Origin of the sequence: Psychrobacter sp. UBA2514 (genome assembly GCF_002341255.1) — a bacterium.
Taxonomy (GTDB): Bacteria; Pseudomonadota; Gammaproteobacteria; order Pseudomonadales; family Moraxellaceae; genus Psychrobacter; species Psychrobacter pacificensis.
Genome location: NZ_DDNS01000010.1, coordinates 53,687 through 72,785, shown reverse-complemented (window position 1 = coordinate 72,785; position 19,099 = coordinate 53,687). Strand labels below are relative to the sequence as shown.

Sequence of the window (19,099 nt, the reverse complement as noted above, 5' to 3'; positions counted from 1 at the left end):
CACTTATCATCTGCTTATGAGTATCAATATGGCTAATATCTTCCTATCTTCTGCATATAATACCTATGATCAAGACAAACCATATACTTCCTTAAACACTCCTGAACTAAACGACATCATCACCTATATCAACGAAGAGCATCTAGATGAACTATTAGGGTTTTTAAACGCATTTACTCCTATATCCACGGCTGAATTGGATAATATAGAGGTGCAATTGACTCGCGTTTACGCTGAAGGCCTTGAGTTACAAGTACAGGCAAAAAATACAGAATCTTCATCTACTAATGCTCAAGATCACCCTGAACAGAGTCAGGCTTTTTTTATTGCCTTTCCTGCAGCCATTACGCATCCTGATGAGCTACAAATTCAATATATTGCACTCAAACAAAAAGCGGATAAAAAGCTGGGTAAAAAAACGATTAAACTGACCAAGCAAGTATTTGATGTGCAAGACAGTTATAGAGTCAGCAAAAATATGCTGCGCCTTGAACTGAACATGCCTACGTTGAATAATACTAACGGCACATCAAACCCGACCTCAGTACCCATCAACGAGGCAGGTTACGCGTATTTATTTGATTTAGAGCACAATGCATTGATTAAAGACACAACAGCTGACAATATTGATGACAGTAAAAATACCTCGCGCCTTGCTCGATCTCATTGTTATTACACCTTAAGAAAAGCATGGCAAACCCCTACTGGCATACAAGCGTGGGTCGATGTTTTCTTGCATGGCAATACACCGGGCGGTAATTGGGCCAACTCACTACAAGCAGGTGATACCGTAGTGACCAAAAGGGAGTTTCCTGAAAAAATTGAGCATTTGCGTGACGGTCAAGCGTTACTGATCGCTGATGAAACGTCTATGCCAACTGTCGCGAGATTACTCGAGCTATGGGAAAACCCAACACCGCCGTTAGTTGTTAGTGTCACACAAAACGCGGCGGATCAACGTTATTTTGATACCGTAAAAATACGTAGTGGTATTGATGGCAGCATAACTAATCGTATTGACAGCAATAGTGAGTGCACTACCAAGAATACCGTTAAAGACAACTTTACTGTCCTTCCCATCGTCACCGATCAGCAATGCTCAGGACAGCATTTAGCGTCCTTAATCGATAATACGATAGGCAATTATTTGATAGATCAACCTATAAAAATTGATAAAGTCTGGGGTGCATTAGAGGCAAGCACTGTCAAGGCACTACGGCCTATGCTTAGAGAGCGGCTTGATCTTAGCCGCGCAGAGGTGGTGATAAAGGTTTATTGGCGTCAGGATTAAATCCATAAGATATGGCTTGTTGACCGCAACAATCGAGCTGAAGAGGACAGTTTTTTAACATACTCATGCATAGCATGCACCACTGACCTGTTCATGACTAAGGTTTGTAGCAGCAGACAGTTGTACGCTATAGTCTTTATTCAAGACCTTATTATGGCAGTATTTCTCGCAAGAGACACCGCAGTTCAATGTAGGCGCGACGATTAACAGTGGTACCACAACGACGCTATCACAAGCGGTGATGGCGGCGTACGATGCACCCTTTCCTGATGAGTCGTACAAAGAAGGCGCGAGGCAATTTCCACTCCTTGTCCTCACCACACCAGATGACCCTGCTTCAGAAAAAAACCGCGCCGCTTGGGTAGTACTGAGCAAATGGAAAAAACCTTTTATTACGCTGTTTAGTGATTCTGATCCAGTGACGGGTGGTGGCGATCGTATTTTGCAAAAACTCATCCACGGCACCAATGGTCAGCAGCATACGACCATTATCAACGGTGGACATTTTCTGCAAGAAGATCAAGGTGAAACGCTGGCTGAGCTGCTACTTAAATTCATTCGAGATAACCCTACCGACTCTACCAATATACCGTAACGACTCTTATCAAATGGCCAATAAAAAAACCCTGACTGTTTAAGTAGACAGTCAGGGTGTTTTCGCTAAAAAGTATCAGTCTTTATACGATGTTTTTAAAAATATCATCGATGTACTTTTCTACCGCAGCGTCATCACTGGTAATCTGAGCATACGTCCTCAGACCTATGATCTGAATTTGAAGATAGCGTGCCAATTCAATCGGGTTTTTCTCTGCACTGACTTCACCACTATCAATAGCTTGTGCGAATAACGTGGCAAATGAGGCTTCTATCCCTTCCAAAATCTCTGTGGCATGTGCCAATAGCTCGGGGCTATCATTCTGAGTCAATTCAGCGATCGTTTTTACAATCATGCACATACCACTTGGTGTTGTCGCTTTATTGACTACGATGACGGTATGGATAAAATGTTTTAATCCAGCAAGCACGGTGTCTTGTTGCTCGATACAGTCAGCCAAACGCTTGGCATCATCTGCCGCATAACGGTTTAATGACTCTATAAAGAGCTTATCTTTACTACCAAAAGCGGCATAAATACTACCAGGATGCATATTGATGACGTCTTGCAGATTGCGCATCGAGGTTGCGTGATAGCCTTTTTCCCAATAGAGATTTTTTGCTTTTTCGCTCACATCCTCGCGATTGAACTTTATCGCAGCACTCATAGTGTTTACCTTAATCACTTTGCCTCAAAATCTATTTTAAGGCAAAGTTTGTAGAACCAATATTAGCTGCTGTTTTTAATCACTTTTTTATTATAAAGCTTTTTACGTCTCTTTGCTGTTATTAGGGCGTGCTGAACATTCAACCATGGCACTGACAGAGGCTATTTTTTAGGCGATTCGCAGGTAAAAATAGTGAGTATAGTCATTCTATACGTGTATTTTTAGCAATGAAGCGGCAAAAAAGAGCCCTGTCATTTCAGGCTGATGCTTTATCGATCCAGCCCCATGCGGAGATATCAGCGATTGAATACTCGTCTCTAACCAAATACTCACAGCCTTCCAGATGGGTGTCGAGCACTTCGTAATGACGCTCAGCCTCACGAAGATAGCGGTTCATCGCATAGGGGATTTTTTCTGGCGCCTTGTGTCTAAAATGCACAGACTGACCATAATAAGGGCCCAGACCAGTTGCTAAAAACATCAACCATGAGAGCATCTCGCTACGATCTTCTGGCTGTCCTTATCAGAATGCTTATATTGAACGGTTTAATCGCAGTTACCGCAATGAGGTTTTAGACTGTTATTTTTTTAATAATTTAAACGAGGTTAGTAAGCTGACTGAAGACTGGATCAAGGTTTATAACACTGAAAGATCCCATGATTCACTTAATGATATGACACCTGCCGAGTACAGGCAGGTGGCTTAATTATTCTACAATGATGTTGTGTTAAGAATGGGGTATTTACAAGGTCATGCCTTGGTACGCTTTTTTATGGCAAAAATAATACTTTTCACTAAAGGTGCTGTGTATTATTTGTTGTTAACACTCGTACACTAAGATTTATTTCTGCTAAAATCATGCAGTAATATTATCAATACCTCATCACTGGTATGAGAAAAAGGACTTACTATGCGATTGAAATCAATCGTTCAAAAACTACATGAACGCGCCCCAAAATTGGGTAAAGCCGCATCACTCACCACAGCCACGGGTGTGATTACCTTTAATAGCATCTTGGCAGGACCTCCTGTATGGATAATGGGCGCCGCCAAAGCCTTCACGGGTGCTGCTATCGCTGACAAAGCCGTTATCGATGTCACCAATTACTGGATCAATAGTAATAATGCCGTCATCGACAATGTCCTGCCTCGTAAAGACTGGCGTATCAGCTTGCCTGATGATGTACACACAGACGGTCAATACCTACTGATCAGCAACCACCAATCGTGGGTCGATACCAGCATCATGCAATATATCAGTGAAAAGCGCCTACCATTGACGCGCTTTTTTACCAAGTTTGAGCTCATCTATATTCCAGTGATTGGGCAGGCTTTCTACTTTCTCGATTTCCCTATGATGCGTCGATATTCTAAAGAAGCCATTGCCAAAAACCCTGCTTTAAAAGGTAAAGACATCGAAGAGGCCAAACGAGCCTGTGCGCTACTCAAAGACAAGCCTTTTACTTTGCTAAATTATTTGGAAGGAACGCGCTTCACCCCTAGCAAACGTGACAAACAAAACTCACCCTATAAGCACTTGCTCAAGCCCCGTGCTGGCGGATTATCACTTGCTTTGAGCGCCCTAGGCTCAGAGATCGATGGCATCTTAGACATGACGATTGTCTATCCTGACGGCATACCCACTTATAGCGACTTGTGGAAAGGAAACATCAAACGTCTAGGCGTCGATGTGCGTCATATCGAGATACCTGAAGACTTATTTACGGCAATCAAAAATGGTGGTTATGAAACAGATAACGCGGTAAAAGCGCAGATGTTTGACTGGGTTGAGCAGGTATGGCACAAAAAAGACCAGCTGATCACAGAGATGCTGGCTGACTTTGAGCATGAAGCTCCGATGAAAGAGGCTTAGTCTACAAACAGATAGTTCAACAGACTGAGTAAATTCTTTATACCAATAATGCTTAGTATTTGATAACCTCGAGGTGTTCTGCGCGTGTACTAATATATAGTAGAGCCTTTTCTGCCAATGGTGTAAAAACACGCTAATACCATGCCTCAAAACGAAATGCGTAATCGTCACCCTATTGAAAAAAAGTGGGCACAGGCTAAGTTTCTACGACAAGGGTGAATAAAGAATAAACTACCTAAACTGTTCAATGATATGAGCTGTGCTAATTTTATTATGGATTGACTATAAGACATGGATAGAAGAAATCGACTATTTTTAGAAGCGGACTTGTGATGTTGTATAAGAAAGGGCTGTATTGATATAGAGCCGTTTATCTGGCTTGAGACGAGGTGATACGTTATATAAATCAGCTAAATAGGTCACTTCATGCTGGCGCTAACCATTCAAATTGATGAGTCAAATTAATAAGCAATCAGGCTCAATCCGTGATTAGCAATCAGCGCAGTGTTATTGATCATAGGTCTTTAGGCATCGTCTGGCTTGTCTCCGATGACTTGGCTGAGATGCCCTGTTTTTAGATATATCGTCGCGCCCTCTCGTCCTGCTGTGATTTGCGCGTACTCACCTGCAGGCAGACGTAACCACCCCCAACGATGATAGACTCGGTCATCATCTACCAGCTCGCCTGCAATGACTAACAGCTCTGCGCCATTAAGGATTGGCTCATTGAATAACAACTCGCCTGCCTCTATACGTTGCAAGCTCACCTGCTCGACATCATCTGAGAACAGAGGACAAACGTCACGGTCACCTGTCGCTGCCAATTGGCACCATCGTGAGTATCGATAGCCACATGCTGCGCTTCATCAGGTGACATCTGCCGTAGTTTAACGAAAATCACTGCGCCTTCATCACTATAAGGCCTATGACCGGATGCTGGTGGATTGCGCACGTACCAACCTGCCGGATAATGGGTATCGTCTGCAGAAAAAGTCCCTGACAGTACGAGTATCTCCTCGCCGCCGGGATGCAGGTGGTGCGGAAAATAAGAGTTCGGTGCATAACGTACTAGGCTCGTCGCACGAGCCTTCTCTTCACCGATGCGGTCAAGCATCACTCGCTCCACGCCATTCTGTGGTGATTTGACCCACTCGTGGTCTTCAGGTGCTAGCGAAGCACGACGTGAAAAATCTGCATTGATACGCATAAGGGGTTCCAAAGATAGAATGAGTGGCGTCAGCAAGTGAGCCGTTATGAGATATAGATTGGTTATCTCAAATATCGATAACCAATCCTCTTTATGAATATTGCGCTGCTGAGAGCGATACACTGCTCGCTCGTGTCTCGAACAAGGCACGGCCTTAATTTAGTGTCGCTTTATCGAAAAACAAGCGACTCATGACAATTTATTAATGCATCCATTAGCGTACCAAAATTACAGGGGATAAGGTACTTGCAATGATCTCTGTCGTTGTACTGCCAAGAAACAACTGCTGCCATTTAGAGTGTCCATAAGCACCGACCACCATGATGTCAATATCGTTGTCTACTTGAAACGTTAATAACCCATCGACCGCATCAGAAGCGGACAGGTGATGCGCCTCAACGATATAACCTGCATCTTCCAATTTTGCAGCAGCCGCGCTCATGCTTTGCTTGGCGGCTTCATTATGATTGCCGACCATCACGATGTGGCCTTTCAAACCTTTCAATAATGGGCTTTTTGCGACCATCCATGCCGCTTTTATAGCGGTTTTGCTACCATCAAAAGCAATCATATATGAGCTAGGCTCTTTAAAGGTTTCTGAACAAATCAGGATAGGGATATCCGATGCGCGAGCTACCGTTTCGATTTGGCTGCCGATATTGATGCGGCTATTTTTGTGGTCTTCGCCGCGGCGTCCCATGACGATCGCGCGATTTTCTTCTTTGAAATACTCGATGCTAGGAAGCAATTTACCATGACGTTGATAAATGCGCACATTGACATCCGCAAAGCTGTCTTTGATATGGCTTTTTGCATCTTGTACTAAGGCGTTGCTATAGCTATTGACGACTTTTGCCCTTTGCTCATCTAGCTGGGACAACTCATCTAATAAGAACTGACGGCTGTTGATCCCTATCGCACCTGACAGATCACGTCTCACTGAGGCAGGAATATCACTGACATGCAGCAATCCAACGGGCAAATTCAGTCTGCTGGCGTACCACGCGGCATAGTCACAAACCGATTCAGTCACTGCTGAGCCGTCAATACAGGCTAGAATGTGCTGTGATGTTGTCATAATCTGTCCTTAGATATGTTATTTAATCCCATACAGCTTGTTATATATGACCAAGCTATGCCCATTGTTTGAGAGATGTTTATAAAAACTGCTCTCTTAATTTGATGATACCCAATTTGGTCGGTTTCATCCAGCGATGTACACGCTTTTGTAAAATCACAAACGTGCTAGCACTATTATTTTATATAGTTTACAAGAGTATTGTTTTAACACCCCGATGAACTCTGGTCATTGTCTAACCACAAGCGTTAGTAAAGTTTGCTACAATACCTCTTTTAGTATTTATGATGCAGTATTTAAGACTTACGTATCGTTATTTAGGTGATTGAATTATGGCAAAGAACGCCCTACAGGCTCAACTATTAAAGGCTGGATTGGTCGATAGTAAAAAAGCCAAAAAAATCAGCAAGCAAACGCAGCATGCCAAGCGTATTGGCGACTCAGAGAGTTTAGAGACCAAAAAAGCATTGGCAGAGGCTCAAGCGCAAAAGCTTGAGAAAGACCAAAAGCTCAATCAGCAAAAACAGCAAGCTTTAGAAGAAAAGGCGCTGAGGGCTAACATCATTCAAATGATTAAGCAGCATCAGATAGCCGATACGGATGGTGACGTTAGCTATCAATTCGTCGATGCGTCTAAAGTGAAAAAAATATCCATCACGCAAAAGCTATACGATCAAATCGTCGCCGGTCACGTGGTGATTGCACGATTAGAAGACGGCTACGCGCTCCTGCCGCGCCCACTCGCAGATCGTATCGATACAAAAATGGAAGGGTTTATGGTCGTGTCCAATGATACTGCTGAAGACACGCCAGAAGAAGATGATCCTTACGCCGCTTATGTGATTCCAGACGATTTGATGTGGTAATCACTTGCCTAATCGCTTAGCGAATTGAATAAGCCTACAAGCAAAACCCCTTCATAGAGCGACCATTCTATGAAGGGGTTTTGCTATTTTCAGTTTAATAGACAGTTTGTTATGGAAATCATCAGCCAGTTAATGGCAGAAAATACTTAAGCATCGTGCCTCTCATTCTACTTTATTGAATGGATAGGGCTTTTAATTGAACAGTCACTCAACACTCAGTACAATATAATATTTACAATCACACAAAACCTTGTGCTTCAACCATATCATCACAACCTCGAAGCTCTCCTCCGCTCTCTGGTTTAGCCGGAAAAATCATGATTAAAAGAATATCTTTAATACTATTAAATATTGATACTAACGGCAAGTTTTTTTATTTTGATCTCAATCAATTATTGACGCTTGAGGGGTTAAGAGGATCGATGGTGCAGTTTGATGCGTATAAAGCCCAGTCGCCATTATTGATTATTGGTGGATTATTTTTACTTTATGTGGTCGTCACTGCTCTTTCCTTACCTAGCGCAACTATTTTGACGCTGGCCGCAGGCACGCTGTTTGGCTTAGCTCAAGGCTTACTCATTGCCTCTTTTGCTTCCAGTATCGGGGCAACGCTGGCTTTTTTGACCTCACGTTACCTGCTGCGCGACACTATCAAATCGTTGGGCCCTATCAATTCAATCATGTGGCCTCGCATCAAGGCTGGTACGCAGCGGTTAACGGCTTATTTGGAAATTTTAAAAATTCAAGGTCGATTACCGCGTGATTCCATGGACGACTTTCATTGATCCAGAAGTCGCTCGCGTGGGCTTGAATGAGCAAGAAGCAATCGATAAGGGCATTGATTTTGAAGTGACGCGCTATGACTTTAAAGAGCTAGATCGTGCGAGCGCCGCCAAAGGTTTTATTAAAGTCATCACCCCTAAAGGCAAAGATAAAATCCTAGGGGTGACGATAGTGGCTGAGCATGCTGGTGACTTGATGAGCGATTTTGTACTGGCGATGAAACATGGTTTGGGGCTCAATAAAATATTGGGTACAATTCGTACCTACCCAACATGGGCGGAAGGCAACAAATACGTCGCTGGTGAATGGAAACGCAATCACGCCCCCGACACGGTACTGAACTGGTTAGAAAAATACCACACATGGCGGCGCGGTTAGTTAGGCATTTACCGATAAGTAACCTGACTTGCAGAACAGGTTTGGACGCTAGCTATCAATAACGATATTAACAGCTAGGTACGAAGTTCTAAAACAGCTAATAAAACTACGAGCGACTCAATCAGTCAGCAATACATGTTTACTCTTTTGGTAAGCGGATAAACCATCGCCGCCCAGCTCACGCCCGATGCCGCTTTGCTTAAACCCGCCCCAGCCTGCTTCTGGTAGCACGATTTGTTGCTCATTGATCCAAATGTGTCCTGCTTGAATTTGCAGTGCCATCTCCAGTGCCTCAGCCTCATCAGCGCTCACAATGGTCGCTGCCAAGGCAAACTTGCTATCATTGGCCAAGCGAATGGCCTCTGCATTGTCGGTAAAAGTTGTACTGACCAACACAGGACCAAACACTTCTTCCATCCATAATTGGCTGGTCGTTGGCACCTCTGTATAAATGGTTGGCGATACAAAGTAACCTGCACCGTCAATTGCCTCGCCCCCCGTTAAGCATGTGAGCTGTTCGGTCGTGGCAATATCAAAGTAGTTTTTGACTTGGCTTAGTTGCTGTACGCTGACCAGTGGCCCCATTTGCGTATCAGCATCAAAGCCATCACCAATTTGTAGACTCTCCGTTTTTGCTTTTAACGTCTCAAATAGCTGCTCAGCAATACTTTGATGGACGATCAGTCGTGAAGTAGCCGAGCATATTTGACCAGCGTTGGTAAATATACCACCAATGATCAAATCACAGGCATGGTTGATATCGACATCTGCGCATACCACAATGGCTGACTTGCCGCCCAGCTCTAGGCTGATGTCTTTGACACTTGTCGCCGCTTGGCTCATGACTTTTTCGCCCACCACATTACTGCCGGTAAACGAGACTTTATCAATCTGCGGATGGCTGGTCATGGCTGCACCCACTTCGGCAGCACCCGGTAAGATATTCACCACGCCTTTGGGCAGTCCTATCTTGGATAGGATATTACCCAGCATCAGCTCTGGTAATAGCGTCATCTCAGACGGCTTTAATAATACAGTACAGCCCGCCGCTAGCGCCGGTGCTAGCTTCCAAGCAGTCGTCACCATAGGGAAATTCCAAGGCGTAATCAGCGCACAAATCCCGACAGGCGCGTAGGTCTTTAGCAGTCGTAGGCCTGACTCAAGCGTGGACACCTCAGACCAAGTGGCTTGATCAGTGATAAGATTAGTATAATAACGATAGCAAGCAATGGCGTCTCCCACGTCTATCTTTGCTTCCTCTATTGGTTTGCCATTATTTAACACCGATAGCCCAACCAACTTATCGAATTGCTGCTCCATAGACGCTGCAATGGTATTTAGATAATGGGCGCGTTCTCTAACGTCAGTCTGCGACCAGCTGTTATAAGCCTTAGAAGCGGCGCTAACCGCTGTCTCTACATGAACACTGGTACACAAGCGTGTCGTTGCAATTATCTTTCCTGAATTAGGGTCATACAAGGCATGGTTATTTGTATTATCAAAGCTTGCATTATCAGAGTCAGTCGCAGGCGCTTCAATCTCAATCCAGTCACCATTGATATAAGCGGCATTTAACACGACTTCATTTTGAGCCGTTTGTGTTGCGCCTTCTCTGGTTAAGCTTGTAGCGTTCATCAATTCCACCATGGTTAATTGCCTTGTATTTTTGGATAAAATTTTATTTATTTGCATAGCCCGCGCAACGTAATCGATGAAATAATCGGTTTATCTGACGACAGAAAAACCAATTATTTTTTACGTTATATGCTTTATTGATATCGAATGTGTGACTAATAAAGCAGATGCGCGACTGAGGTAATCACCACCAAACTGATAAGCGTACGAAGGATAAAAATCCCAAATAGCTCTAATATATTAAGTCTGATGTTTGATTTCAAAATCAGCGCACCGACTTCAGACATGTAGATAATCTGAGTAATTGAGGCAGCACCCACGATGAAGCGTGTCATTTCACTCTCAATACTTTTACCGACCAGCGCTGGCAAGTACATATCCGCAAAGCCCATAATCATGGCAGGTGCAGCCTTTGCTGCCTCTGGAATCTGCAACCATTCAAGCAATGGCACAAGTGGGGTCGCGAGCCAGTTAAAGACAGGCGTGTACTCTGCTAAGCCCAAGCCAATCGTACCGATAGCAAAGACAACTGGGATCAGTCCAAAGTAGATATCAAACAAATTGCCCACGCTGCGTTTGAACACATAACCCAAGCTTGGCATAGAAAGTGCGCGAGTGACGGCGCGATTAACCCCCCATTGGTAAGTGGTATACCCAGTAGGAATGCCTTCGTCTAGCATACTTTTGCCTGAGTGATAGGTATCAGGCTTCATTGATAGTGGCGGTATACGCGGCATGATGATCGCAGCGATAAATCCAGTCAGCGCAATGGTCAGATAAAAATAGACAAAGTTATTGTCCACACCAATGGTTTTGGCAACCACATAGGTAAAGGCAATGGAAGTCACTGAAAAGGTGGTGGCAATGATGGCTGCTTCACGCTGACTGTAAAAACTTTTATCATACTGCTGCATAGTGACCAGCAGGCCGATTGACGCGGCTCCAAACCAAGAAGACATGGCATCAACAGCAGAACGACCTGGCAGTTTAAACAGCTTGATAAATATCTTGCTCGCCAATGTACCCAAGAACTCCATGAGGCCAAAGTCTGTCAAAAATGGCAGCGATAAAATAGCAAAGAAAAACAACGGAATCAGAATAGGAATCAAGTCTTCGAAAATGACGCCGCCCATATTGCGATTGATAATAAACTCAGGGCCGACTTGCAGATAAATCATCCAAACAAACACCATACCTAACAAACGCGTGGTGAGCCAAAGCCAATCAACATCAAGGAGGTTCTTTATCAGTGAGCCTTCAGGCAGACTGGGTTTTAACACCTTGACTGCTAGTGCCCCAAGACAGGAGATGGTCACGATTGCCATGGTGATATAGACCACAAATCCGCCCAATGCAGCTTGTAATGTATCTGTGAGCACCCCCAATAAAATGGTGACCTTACCATCCCACTGAAACGGTATGATAAATAGCGCAATACCCAATGCTGAAAACAACAGAAACTTCCACATTGACGCTCGCCACTGCCCTGCCTGCGGTGTGTTTGGATCGACATCGTTTCCTAAAATCGGTTGCTGCGATTTATCAATAGCATTCGTCATTTACCTTCTCCTTAATGGGTGATGATCGCCAAGTTTTCTATTTTTCTATCTGAGTAATAGCGAGGTTTGCTCTAATGGACATTTTTCCTTAAGCGACCTGCATTTATAATCCTTTAAGCATTGTTTATGAGTACCGTTAGCTAAAATAGGTAACCGTCTCACCCATCTCTTTGAGAAACTCATCTGCTTCATCAATCTCATAAATGATCGGTTGCTTGCCTATCGTGTCTGTTTTTAGCGCCGCCAGCAATTGCTGTTTGTCCGTAATTCTACGGTAGCCAGCGCCAAACCCTGCAGCCAATGGCTCAAAGTTTGGTGTTTTAATATTGACGCCGATCAGTGGCAAGCCGCCCTCTTCCATATAGCGTCGAATCTCGCCATAACCTTGGTTGTTCCATAGCAGCACAATCAATGGCAGCTCAAGCTCGGCGGCGCAAATAAGCTCTGCAATGGTAAATTGAATACCACCATCGCCGATTAAGCTAACAACAGGTAGGTTCGAGCCAATCATGGCACCAATAGCGGCGGGCAAGCCATAACCTAGCGTGCCAAAGCCTGTTGAGGAGTTAAACCATTTACGCGTTGCCAATGCTTCAAAGCCAAGGTTGCCGCTATAGACAGGCTGGGTTGAGTCGCCCACAAAGATCACACCTTCCACTTCGTCTCGAATCAGTTTTAATAAGGCGTTTTGACCCGCAAAATCTGGGGTTGTCTCTTGTAAAAGGGCTTGTTTTGCCTCGTTCACGCGTGACAATGCTTGATGATCGAATACTTGACCGTTTGATATCTGATTTTCTAAACGACTGCATAGTCCACTGATAGCCGTCTGTGCATCAGACAATACCGCGATATCCGCTCTAAACGGACGCTGCAACTGCTCGGCATCGCAGTCAATACGCATCAGTGTGCCATTGATTTTAAACCCGCCATTAAAGAACACATCGTAATCGGTTTCACCAAGCTCCGTACCAATGCCGAGCACCCAATCTGCCTCTGTAATCACGGCTCGTCCTGCATCTAACGACTGATTACTACCCAAACTTAATGGATGAGCAGGTGGCAGTAGCCCTTTGGCATTGATGGTCAAAAACGTAGGCGCATCGATCAGCTCTGCCAGTCTTTGCGCATCGTGATCGACATCGACACAGCCACCGCCGTAAAGCAGCACTGGGTTTTTTGCGGTTTTTAATAATTCAACAATCAAATCCAATTGCGCAGGGTTTGGGAGCGGTCTCATCACTTGGGGTGACGTTAAGCTATTAGCCATATCTTTTAAGCTAGGCGGCTTGGCAACATGTCTGGCATCAGCGGTGATGACATCAATCGGCAGCTGAATATGGACTGGCCCTGGACGTGCGCCATTAAATAAGGCAAAAGCTTCGGCGATAACTTTGGGCAATGACTCAGGCTGCCAGATAGTTTTACTCGTGAGCGCCACATTACTGACCATACCTTGTTGATCGTGCAACTCATGCAAGTGCCCCTCTCCACTTCCCGTATCTTTGACTTTATTGACACTAGAGATCACCAGCATTGGGATAGAGTCAGCCAATGCCTGCGCCATCGCTGTCATGATATTGGTCATGCCAGGACCTGTGATGATAAAACATACGCCGATCTTGCCAGAGGCACGATAATAGCCATCTGCCATGAACCCAGCGCCTTGCTCATGACGCGGGGTTACATGACGAATATTGGTATTGGGTAGACCGCGATATAGCTCTACGGTATGTACCCCCGGTATGCCAAAGACCGTCTCTACCCCATAGTATTCTAGCCACTGAACGAGCAGCTCGCCGCAGGTCAGAGGCTGAGTGTCAAATGATGAAAGAGATGTTTGTGTCAATTGGGTCATGGGATAATTATCCTAAAAGAGTCAGTAGGTATGGAAAATCGCTTATTGCTTATCGTTGTTATGTATAGCGTTGTTATTTATTTTGAGTAGCTATTTATGTTGAATAGCCATTTGTTTTAGATTCTAACTAAATGCTATCAATCACAAATCATGATGGCGTAACCAGTCATCGATCATCACATGCAGACGTTTGCCTGAAAAACTGGGGAAATGACCGCCATGAACGACACGTACAGGCAACGCATTGAGACGGCGCATGCTTTTGGCATAGTCAGTCATGTCGCTATGCCATGTATCTTCTATCAATGGACCGTCATAGATAAGATCGCCAGAAATAAGCGTTTCGCTGGCCGCTTCCCATAAAGCAATGCCTCCTGGAGAGTGGCCTGGCGTATGAATCACTTCAAATTGACGATTGCCCAAGTCAATCATGTCACCATCTTCTAATGACATAATTTTGGCGGGCGCCGCGATTTTGTAGCCGCAATGGGCATAAGGCTCGGGCGGTAGCGCGTCAAACATCTCGTCATTGACAAACATATCCGCCAACGTACGGGCATTGTCTGGTTCAGCGAGGATATGCGCTTCAGCAGAATGCACGTGACAGCAGTTAAACTCGCTCGCAGCGCCGATATGATCAAAATGCGTATGACTGGCAACGCCCACGATATCGCGATCAGCAAGTAGAGCAACGTGACGACGCAGCGGTACTGCCCCTAATCCGAAATCTACTAACAAATCACGATGTCTGCCGCGCACGTGCCACAGATTGCAGCGAAAAAACGGCTTAATCCATGGCTCATCGATGAGCGTGATACCATCGCTATGCGCGGTGGTGCGATACCAGCTCTCTGGCTTGATACGCGCTAGAGATTGTGCGCTCATAAGTCAGCTCCATTAGAGATATCCGAGCAGCTGAGATTTAAGTCTCTGGTATTTAAGTCACTAAGTTTTAAATCATTAAGATAGTTTTGATGCGTGCGGCTCTCATCAATACGGGCAAGATCAATATCGACGATCATCGTGCCAGCCGCTAAGCCGAGTCTGCCGAGCACTTCGCCGTCGGGACCAGCGACAATGCTATTGCCACAATACTGAAGATTATCTTCCTCACCCGAGCGATTGATACAAGCGACAAAGCATTGATTGTCCATGGCGCGAGCGCGTATTTGGAGGACCTGACGTTCTGCATTTGGCAGCATGTTTGCTGTCGGTGATAGGATGATTTGCGCGCCTGCCTGCGCAAGCTCTCTTGCCACTTCTGGAAACTCATTGTCATAACAAATCATCAATCCCAGCTTGCCAAATCGCGTATCGACGACGCAGGACTTTTTGCCTGCTGTAAAAAACTCGTGTTCGCGATCCCACAAGTAGTGCTTGTCATAAGTCGCAAGATGCTGTCCGTTGTCATCTATCAAGATAGCAACATTACTCAGCTTGCCACTAGGACGGCGCTCAGCGAGACCAAATAACACATGTAACTTGTACTGAGCAGCCAGTTTCGCTACTTGAGTCACAATTGGCCCATCGATCGCTTCCGCTAAATCATCAAGCCGCTCAAAGATGTTGTAGCCTGTGAATGCAAGCTCTGGTAGTGCAATCAGATTGACTTTTGCTTCTACAGCGAGGCGACAAAGCGACTCTAGAGCCTCTAGGTTGGCGACTGGTTCAGCCCATAAGGGATTGGTTTGAGCGATCATCAGTTTCATAATACCCCCTCCTCTTGAGCTGGAGTAACAACCTCACTCGGACGGGTAAACACCGTCGCACCTAACCAGTAGAGACCACCTGTGATGATAAAGACGGGTAATGACGCACCAAATGACGGCGGTGCAATCAGTGTCCAATAAGCTGCAAGCGCTGCGCCAATCAAGTAGGCTGCAATGGCAATCTTTGCTGTCGGACGTCCCAATTGATGCGTGGCGTCAAGCAGTTTTGCGGTATAGCCTTCTTTGCCCACAAGGAAATAATCGACAATCATGACTGAAAATGCAGGAATAAATAGCGCGCCCACGACCAGCAGGAAGTTTTGGAACTGATCCAAAATACCCGGAATTAGCGACCCAAAGATAGTGACCAAACCGATGACAAGAGCAGGTTTCCAAAAGCTCATATTCGGCGCGACATTCATACAAGATAACGTAGCACTATAGACTGCCATCACATTGGTTGTCATGACCGAGAAGAAAATAACCAGTGCAGCTGGTAGGCCAAAACCAAAGTCAGCAAGCAGACGCGTCGGGTCATACGTCTGCTCCAGCCCGTACATAATAGACAGACCTGAAATCGTAGCACCCAAACCCATCGCAACGATAGCCGCCATGAGGTAGCCAAAATACGTGCCCCATACAGCAATCTTTGACGTCTTGCAGTTACGGTTATAATCAGCGGCAGACGACATCCATGAAAACGCGGTAGCGATGACAATATCAAAGGCGATGCCTAAGGTAATACCGTTGCGTGATTCAACAGGCATCTCAAACAGTTTTGAGACATCATAATGCTGGTTAAGTTGATAGAGGACTATCACGGTAAGCGCCGCCATTGCCAATGCGGCCCAGCGTTCGACCAGCTCAATCCCAAGGTGACCACGTAGCACGATGAGCACTACCACTGTCTCGCATAAAATAACAAACAGTGGCAGGTTGCTATAACCTGTGGTGGCCTCAATCGCATAGTCCAGACTCATACCAGCCAGCAGCGCCTGAATACAGCTCCACGCAATAAGCACCCCCATATTGACCAAGGAGATGATCTGACTACCAACTGGGCCATAAGCACGGCGTGTCAGTGCCATCGAAGGCAGCCCAGTACGCTGACCCATCAAACCGACCAACAGCAGCGGAATTGCCCCGATCAATGAACCAATGAGCACGGTAGTAATCGCTGTGGTGAACTGCAAGTCAGGTACCAACAACATACCTGTCAAAATAGTCGTCACCACGATATTGGCACCGAACCATAGCGCAAACGTACCAACCGAGCCTAGACTGTGCCCAACCTCATTTGGAGACAGCGTGTCTTGACCAAAAAACGAAGAGGATTTACTCATTGGGGTCTTCCTTAACCGAATTATTTTCATACCAGCAACTCAACACACTGGTCACCATCTCATTAGGCTGCTATCCCTGATGTACCGCATTTGGTAACCGTCTTATGCGCCAACTCTAGCCAATCAGTGTCTGCTACTAGTAGACAGCTTTTACCTTGTCGTCGTAGCGTACGCCAGGTAGGATACATAGCATTTCAAACAGCAGGTTCGCCGCCAGTACAGAGGTGTTGCCAAATGGATCATATGGTGGTGATACTTCGACTAAGTCACCACCGACCACATCAAGACCACGCATCCCGCGTATGATTTCGATGCCTTGCGTGGAGGTCAGACCACCGATCTCAGCCGTGCCTGTACCGGGTGCAAATGCAGGGTCAATCCCATCGATATCGAAACTTAGATAAACAGGGCCATCGCCTAGCTTTTCGCGTACTTCTGCCATGAGCGGCGTCAGCGACTTATACCAGCACTCCTCTGCCGGTACCACACGAAACCCTTGCTGGGTTGACCAGTCAAACTCTTCAGCGCTATAACCTGTACCCCGCAGACCAATCTGCACTACGCGATTACCATCGATGAGGTTTTCTTCGACCGCGCGGCGGAACGGCGTGCCATGAGCGATTTTTTCGCCGAACATGTCGTCGTTGATATCCGCGTGAGCATCAATATGAACCATGCCAACTGGGCCATGTTTTTTGGCAAGTGCCCGCAGGATAGGCAGTGCGATGGTATGATCGCCGCCCAGTGTGAGGGGGATCGCACCGTGTTTGATGATTTTTTCTGTATAGAATTTTTCGATAATATCGACGCTTTTTAGCAGATTGAACGTATTGATAGGCACATCACCGATATCAGCCACTTGCAGTGACTCAAATGGCGCAGCACGCGTCGCCACATTGTAAGGTCGAATCATTCTTGACTCATCGCGAATCTGTCTAGGCCCCAATCTGGCACCGCTACGATTGGAGGCACCAATGTCTAAAGGCACACCAACGAATGCCACATCTAACCCTTCGGCATCAGCCTGAGTCGGCAAGCGCATCATAGAAGCGAAACCGCCAAATCTTGGCATATCGTTGCCACTTAATGGTTGATTGAATGTCATCAGTTACTTCCCTATTTTATTTGATTTATATACACAATTTGCTACATACAATTGACAATACATAAATATAAGGGAAGGAACCATGGTAAAATTTAGAAGTAAACTTCTGATTTTTCGTAGTAAAATGATTTTATCGGTTATTACCAGAAGTTTAAGAAGAATACTACTGCTTGATAAAGTAGGTTTAATGAATAAAGTAATTTGCTGCGGTAGCACGTTATTGCGAAAGTAAGGGGTCGGGTGTGATATTGGATGAGCTGATAAAAATAGACATTAAAACGCTACGTAGCTTTATGGCTATCGTGGAGTGTCAAGGCGTGACTGCCGCTCAGTCACGTTTGAATGTCACGACTTCAGTGATTAGCGGACATTTGACTCACTTAGAAGACCGCTTGGGCATGACACTTTGCCATCGCGGTCGAGCGGGTTTTAAGCTGACAGAGGATGGTGCGGCTGTCTATGAGGCATGTTTGGGCTTTACCGAATCGGTCGCGAGTTTTCAACACCAGCTGCACTATATTAAGCAACTAGACTCAGTACACGGTGGACATATTAGGCTTTGCTTAATTGATCAGATGCCCAAGTTTTTTTATGATGCGCTTAGACAGCGCCTCGCCAGTAGCTACCGAGAAAACCCACTGATACACTTTTCTATCGATGTGCAAAGCCCTGAGAGCATGCTAGAAAAGCTCTTAAGTAACGAGAGTGACATTGGTGTGGGGTATTTTGGTAGCTTTCCGCCGTTACTGACGTTTCAGCCAGCATTTGTCGAAAAACAAGTGGTCTGCTGCGGACGCGAGCATAAGCTATTTTATAACTCAGAAGGATTGACTTTTGAGGATTTAGAGCAGAATTATCCGTGGATAAAAAGGGGCTACGTGGTCGAGCATCATATCAATCATATCCGCCCAAAAACCCTAAGCGCTACTACTTATCACATGGAGGCAACTGCGCAGCTTATCCTTGCAGGTCATCATGTGGGGTACTTACCGCGTGATCTGGCGAGACGATATGAGGGCATGGGACTGATGAAAATACTCCTGCCTAATGAAGCAAGCTACGACGTCGAGCACCATTGGGCGTATCGCGAGAATCAGCAAAAACAAACCGCTGACTTTCTACATAAAATGATGAACTTGCTATAAAAAGAATAC

17 protein-coding genes and 2 pseudogenes are annotated in these 19,099 nt (G+C 45.4%); 8 read left to right on the top strand and 11 right to left on the bottom strand.

The genetic code is table 11. The features are described 5' to 3' along the window. Positions 1-28 precede the first annotated feature (28 nt). Positions 29-1,291: an SIP domain-containing protein gene (locus tag B3V51_RS03950; protein WP_286708024.1), complete on the top strand. Its 1,263-nt coding sequence runs from the start codon at positions 29-31 to the stop codon at positions 1,289-1,291. A 241-nt stretch (positions 1,292-1,532) separates the two neighbouring features. Beyond that, positions 1,533-1,886: a hypothetical protein gene (locus B3V51_RS03945; RefSeq protein WP_286708023.1), complete on the top strand. Its 354-nt coding sequence runs from the start codon at positions 1,533-1,535 to the stop codon at positions 1,884-1,886. An 82-nt stretch (positions 1,887-1,968) separates the two neighbouring features. Here the strand turns inward: B3V51_RS03945 and B3V51_RS03940 are convergent, their stop codons facing one another. Then, positions 1,969-2,553 carry a TetR/AcrR family transcriptional regulator gene (locus tag B3V51_RS03940; RefSeq protein ID WP_093068368.1) on the bottom strand — a complete coding sequence of 195 codons (585 nt, stop codon included), beginning with the start codon at positions 2,551-2,553 and terminating at the stop codon, positions 1,969-1,971. 256 nt (positions 2,554-2,809) lie between these two features. Continuing rightward, the gene (locus tag B3V51_RS03935; RefSeq protein ID WP_228724572.1) at positions 2,810-3,049 is read right to left on the bottom strand and encodes a glutathione binding-like protein; all 240 of its coding nucleotides are present in this window, start codon (positions 3,047-3,049) and stop codon (positions 2,810-2,812) included. 16 nt (positions 3,050-3,065) lie between these two features. Between B3V51_RS03935 and B3V51_RS03930 the strand changes: the two are divergent. After that, positions 3,066-3,260: pseudogene (locus B3V51_RS03930) on the top strand (integrase core domain-containing protein); the annotation flags it as partial. Between the two features lie 204 nt (positions 3,261-3,464). Then, positions 3,465-4,427 carry an acyltransferase gene (locus B3V51_RS03925; RefSeq protein ID WP_093068365.1) on the top strand — a complete coding sequence of 321 codons (963 nt, stop codon included), beginning with the start codon at positions 3,465-3,467 and terminating at the stop codon, positions 4,425-4,427. Positions 4,428-4,951: 524 nt separating this feature from the next. On the opposite strand, the pseudogene B3V51_RS03920 reads toward B3V51_RS03925, so the two are convergent. Both B3V51_RS03920 and B3V51_RS03915 read right to left on the bottom strand, forming a co-directional pair. Next, a pseudogene (locus tag B3V51_RS03920) lies at positions 4,952-5,634 on the bottom strand (cupin domain-containing protein). Between the two features lie 214 nt (positions 5,635-5,848). After that, positions 5,849-6,712 (bottom strand): universal stress protein, encoded by an 864-nt coding sequence (locus tag B3V51_RS03915; protein ID WP_093068358.1) that lies wholly within the window; start codon positions 6,710-6,712, stop codon positions 5,849-5,851. 332 nt (positions 6,713-7,044) lie between these two features. Between B3V51_RS03915 and B3V51_RS03910 the strand changes: the two genes are divergently transcribed. The 3 genes from B3V51_RS03910 to B3V51_RS03900 all read left to right on the top strand — a co-directional run bounded on the left by B3V51_RS03910 (position 7,045) and on the right by B3V51_RS03900 (position 8,739). Further along, positions 7,045-7,578 (top strand): DUF2058 domain-containing protein, encoded by a 534-nt coding sequence (locus B3V51_RS03910; RefSeq protein WP_093068354.1) that lies wholly within the window; start codon positions 7,045-7,047, stop codon positions 7,576-7,578. A 317-nt stretch (positions 7,579-7,895) separates the two neighbouring features. Then, complete coding sequence (locus tag B3V51_RS03905; RefSeq protein ID WP_286708022.1) at positions 7,896-8,363, top strand: hypothetical protein; 468 nt, start codon at positions 7,896-7,898, stop codon at positions 8,361-8,363. Beyond that, positions 8,338-8,739, top strand: coding sequence for a hypothetical protein (locus tag B3V51_RS03900; protein ID WP_244265475.1), 402 nt, complete (start codon positions 8,338-8,340; stop codon positions 8,737-8,739). The genes B3V51_RS03905 and B3V51_RS03900 overlap by 26 nt, the downstream gene beginning before the upstream one ends. Before the next feature lie 117 nt (positions 8,740-8,856). Here B3V51_RS03900 and B3V51_RS03895 read toward each other — a convergent pair whose 3' ends face one another. The 7 genes from B3V51_RS03895 to speB all read right to left on the bottom strand — a co-directional run bounded on the left by B3V51_RS03895 (position 8,857) and on the right by speB (position 17,945). Further along, the gene (locus tag B3V51_RS03895) at positions 8,857-10,374 is read right to left on the bottom strand and encodes an aldehyde dehydrogenase family protein (RefSeq protein ID WP_093068463.1); all 1,518 of its coding nucleotides are present in this window, start codon (positions 10,372-10,374) and stop codon (positions 8,857-8,859) included. 155 nt (positions 10,375-10,529) lie between these two features. Further along, positions 10,530-11,933: a YjiH family protein gene (locus B3V51_RS03890; protein WP_286708021.1), complete on the bottom strand. Its 1,404-nt coding sequence runs from the start codon at positions 11,931-11,933 to the stop codon at positions 10,530-10,532. Positions 11,934-12,069: 136 nt separating this feature from the next. Then, positions 12,070-13,788 carry a 5-guanidino-2-oxopentanoate decarboxylase gene (locus tag B3V51_RS03885; protein ID WP_093068347.1) on the bottom strand — a complete coding sequence of 573 codons (1,719 nt, stop codon included), beginning with the start codon at positions 13,786-13,788 and terminating at the stop codon, positions 12,070-12,072. A gap of 141 nt (positions 13,789-13,929) precedes the next feature. After that, positions 13,930-14,673 (bottom strand): MBL fold metallo-hydrolase, encoded by a 744-nt coding sequence (locus B3V51_RS03880; RefSeq protein WP_093068344.1) that lies wholly within the window; start codon positions 14,671-14,673, stop codon positions 13,930-13,932. Beyond that, positions 14,670-15,497 carry a carbon-nitrogen hydrolase family protein gene (locus B3V51_RS03875; protein WP_093068340.1) on the bottom strand — a complete coding sequence of 276 codons (828 nt, stop codon included), beginning with the start codon at positions 15,495-15,497 and terminating at the stop codon, positions 14,670-14,672. The genes B3V51_RS03880 and B3V51_RS03875 overlap by 4 nt, the downstream gene beginning before the upstream one ends. After that, a complete protein-coding gene (locus B3V51_RS03870; RefSeq protein WP_093068335.1) occupies positions 15,494-16,840 on the bottom strand; it encodes a purine-cytosine permease family protein in 1,347 nt (448 codons plus the stop codon). Before B3V51_RS03870 ends, B3V51_RS03875 begins: the two co-directional genes overlap by 4 nt. A gap of 136 nt (positions 16,841-16,976) precedes the next feature. Beyond that, positions 16,977-17,945, bottom strand: coding sequence for an agmatinase (gene speB, locus B3V51_RS03865; RefSeq protein WP_093068331.1), 969 nt, complete (start codon positions 17,943-17,945; stop codon positions 16,977-16,979). Between the two features lie 242 nt (positions 17,946-18,187). On the opposite strand from speB, the gene B3V51_RS03860 reads away from it, so the two are divergent. After that, on the top strand, positions 18,188-19,090 hold the full coding sequence (locus B3V51_RS03860; protein WP_227674260.1) for a LysR family transcriptional regulator: 903 nt from the start codon (positions 18,188-18,190) through the stop codon (positions 19,088-19,090). The last annotated feature ends 9 nt before the right edge of the window (positions 19,091-19,099 follow it).

Coding starts and splice junctions, on each gene's coding strand:
- B3V51_RS03905 (WP_286708022.1), top strand. CDS start 7,896: ATGATTAAAAGAATATCTTTAATACTATTAAATATTGATACTAACGGC.
- B3V51_RS03910 (WP_093068354.1), top strand. CDS start 7,045: ATGGCAAAGAACGCCCTACAGGCTCAACTATTAAAGGCTGGATTGGTC.
- B3V51_RS03915 (WP_093068358.1), bottom strand. CDS start 6,712: ATGACAACATCACAGCACATTCTAGCCTGTATTGACGGCTCAGCAGTG.
- B3V51_RS03950 (WP_286708024.1), top strand. CDS start 29: ATGGCTAATATCTTCCTATCTTCTGCATATAATACCTATGATCAAGAC.
- B3V51_RS03895 (WP_093068463.1), bottom strand. CDS start 10,374: ATGAACGCTACAAGCTTAACCAGAGAAGGCGCAACACAAACGGCTCAA.
- B3V51_RS03890 (WP_286708021.1), bottom strand. CDS start 11,933: ATGACGAATGCTATTGATAAATCGCAGCAACCGATTTTAGGAAACGAT.
- B3V51_RS03880 (WP_093068344.1), bottom strand. CDS start 14,673: ATGAGCGCACAATCTCTAGCGCGTATCAAGCCAGAGAGCTGGTATCGC.
- B3V51_RS03945 (WP_286708023.1), top strand. CDS start 1,533: ATGGCGGCGTACGATGCACCCTTTCCTGATGAGTCGTACAAAGAAGGC.
- B3V51_RS03870 (WP_093068335.1), bottom strand. CDS start 16,840: ATGAGTAAATCCTCTTCGTTTTTTGGTCAAGACACGCTGTCTCCAAAT.
- B3V51_RS03925 (WP_093068365.1), top strand. CDS start 3,465: ATGCGATTGAAATCAATCGTTCAAAAACTACATGAACGCGCCCCAAAA.
- B3V51_RS03940 (WP_093068368.1), bottom strand. CDS start 2,553: ATGAGTGCTGCGATAAAGTTCAATCGCGAGGATGTGAGCGAAAAAGCA.
- B3V51_RS03935 (WP_228724572.1), bottom strand. CDS start 3,049: ATGCTCTCATGGTTGATGTTTTTAGCAACTGGTCTGGGCCCTTATTAT.
- B3V51_RS03875 (WP_093068340.1), bottom strand. CDS start 15,497: ATGAAACTGATGATCGCTCAAACCAATCCCTTATGGGCTGAACCAGTC.
- B3V51_RS03885 (WP_093068347.1), bottom strand. CDS start 13,788: ATGACCCAATTGACACAAACATCTCTTTCATCATTTGACACTCAGCCT.
- speB (WP_093068331.1), bottom strand. CDS start 17,945: ATGACATTCAATCAACCATTAAGTGGCAACGATATGCCAAGATTTGGC.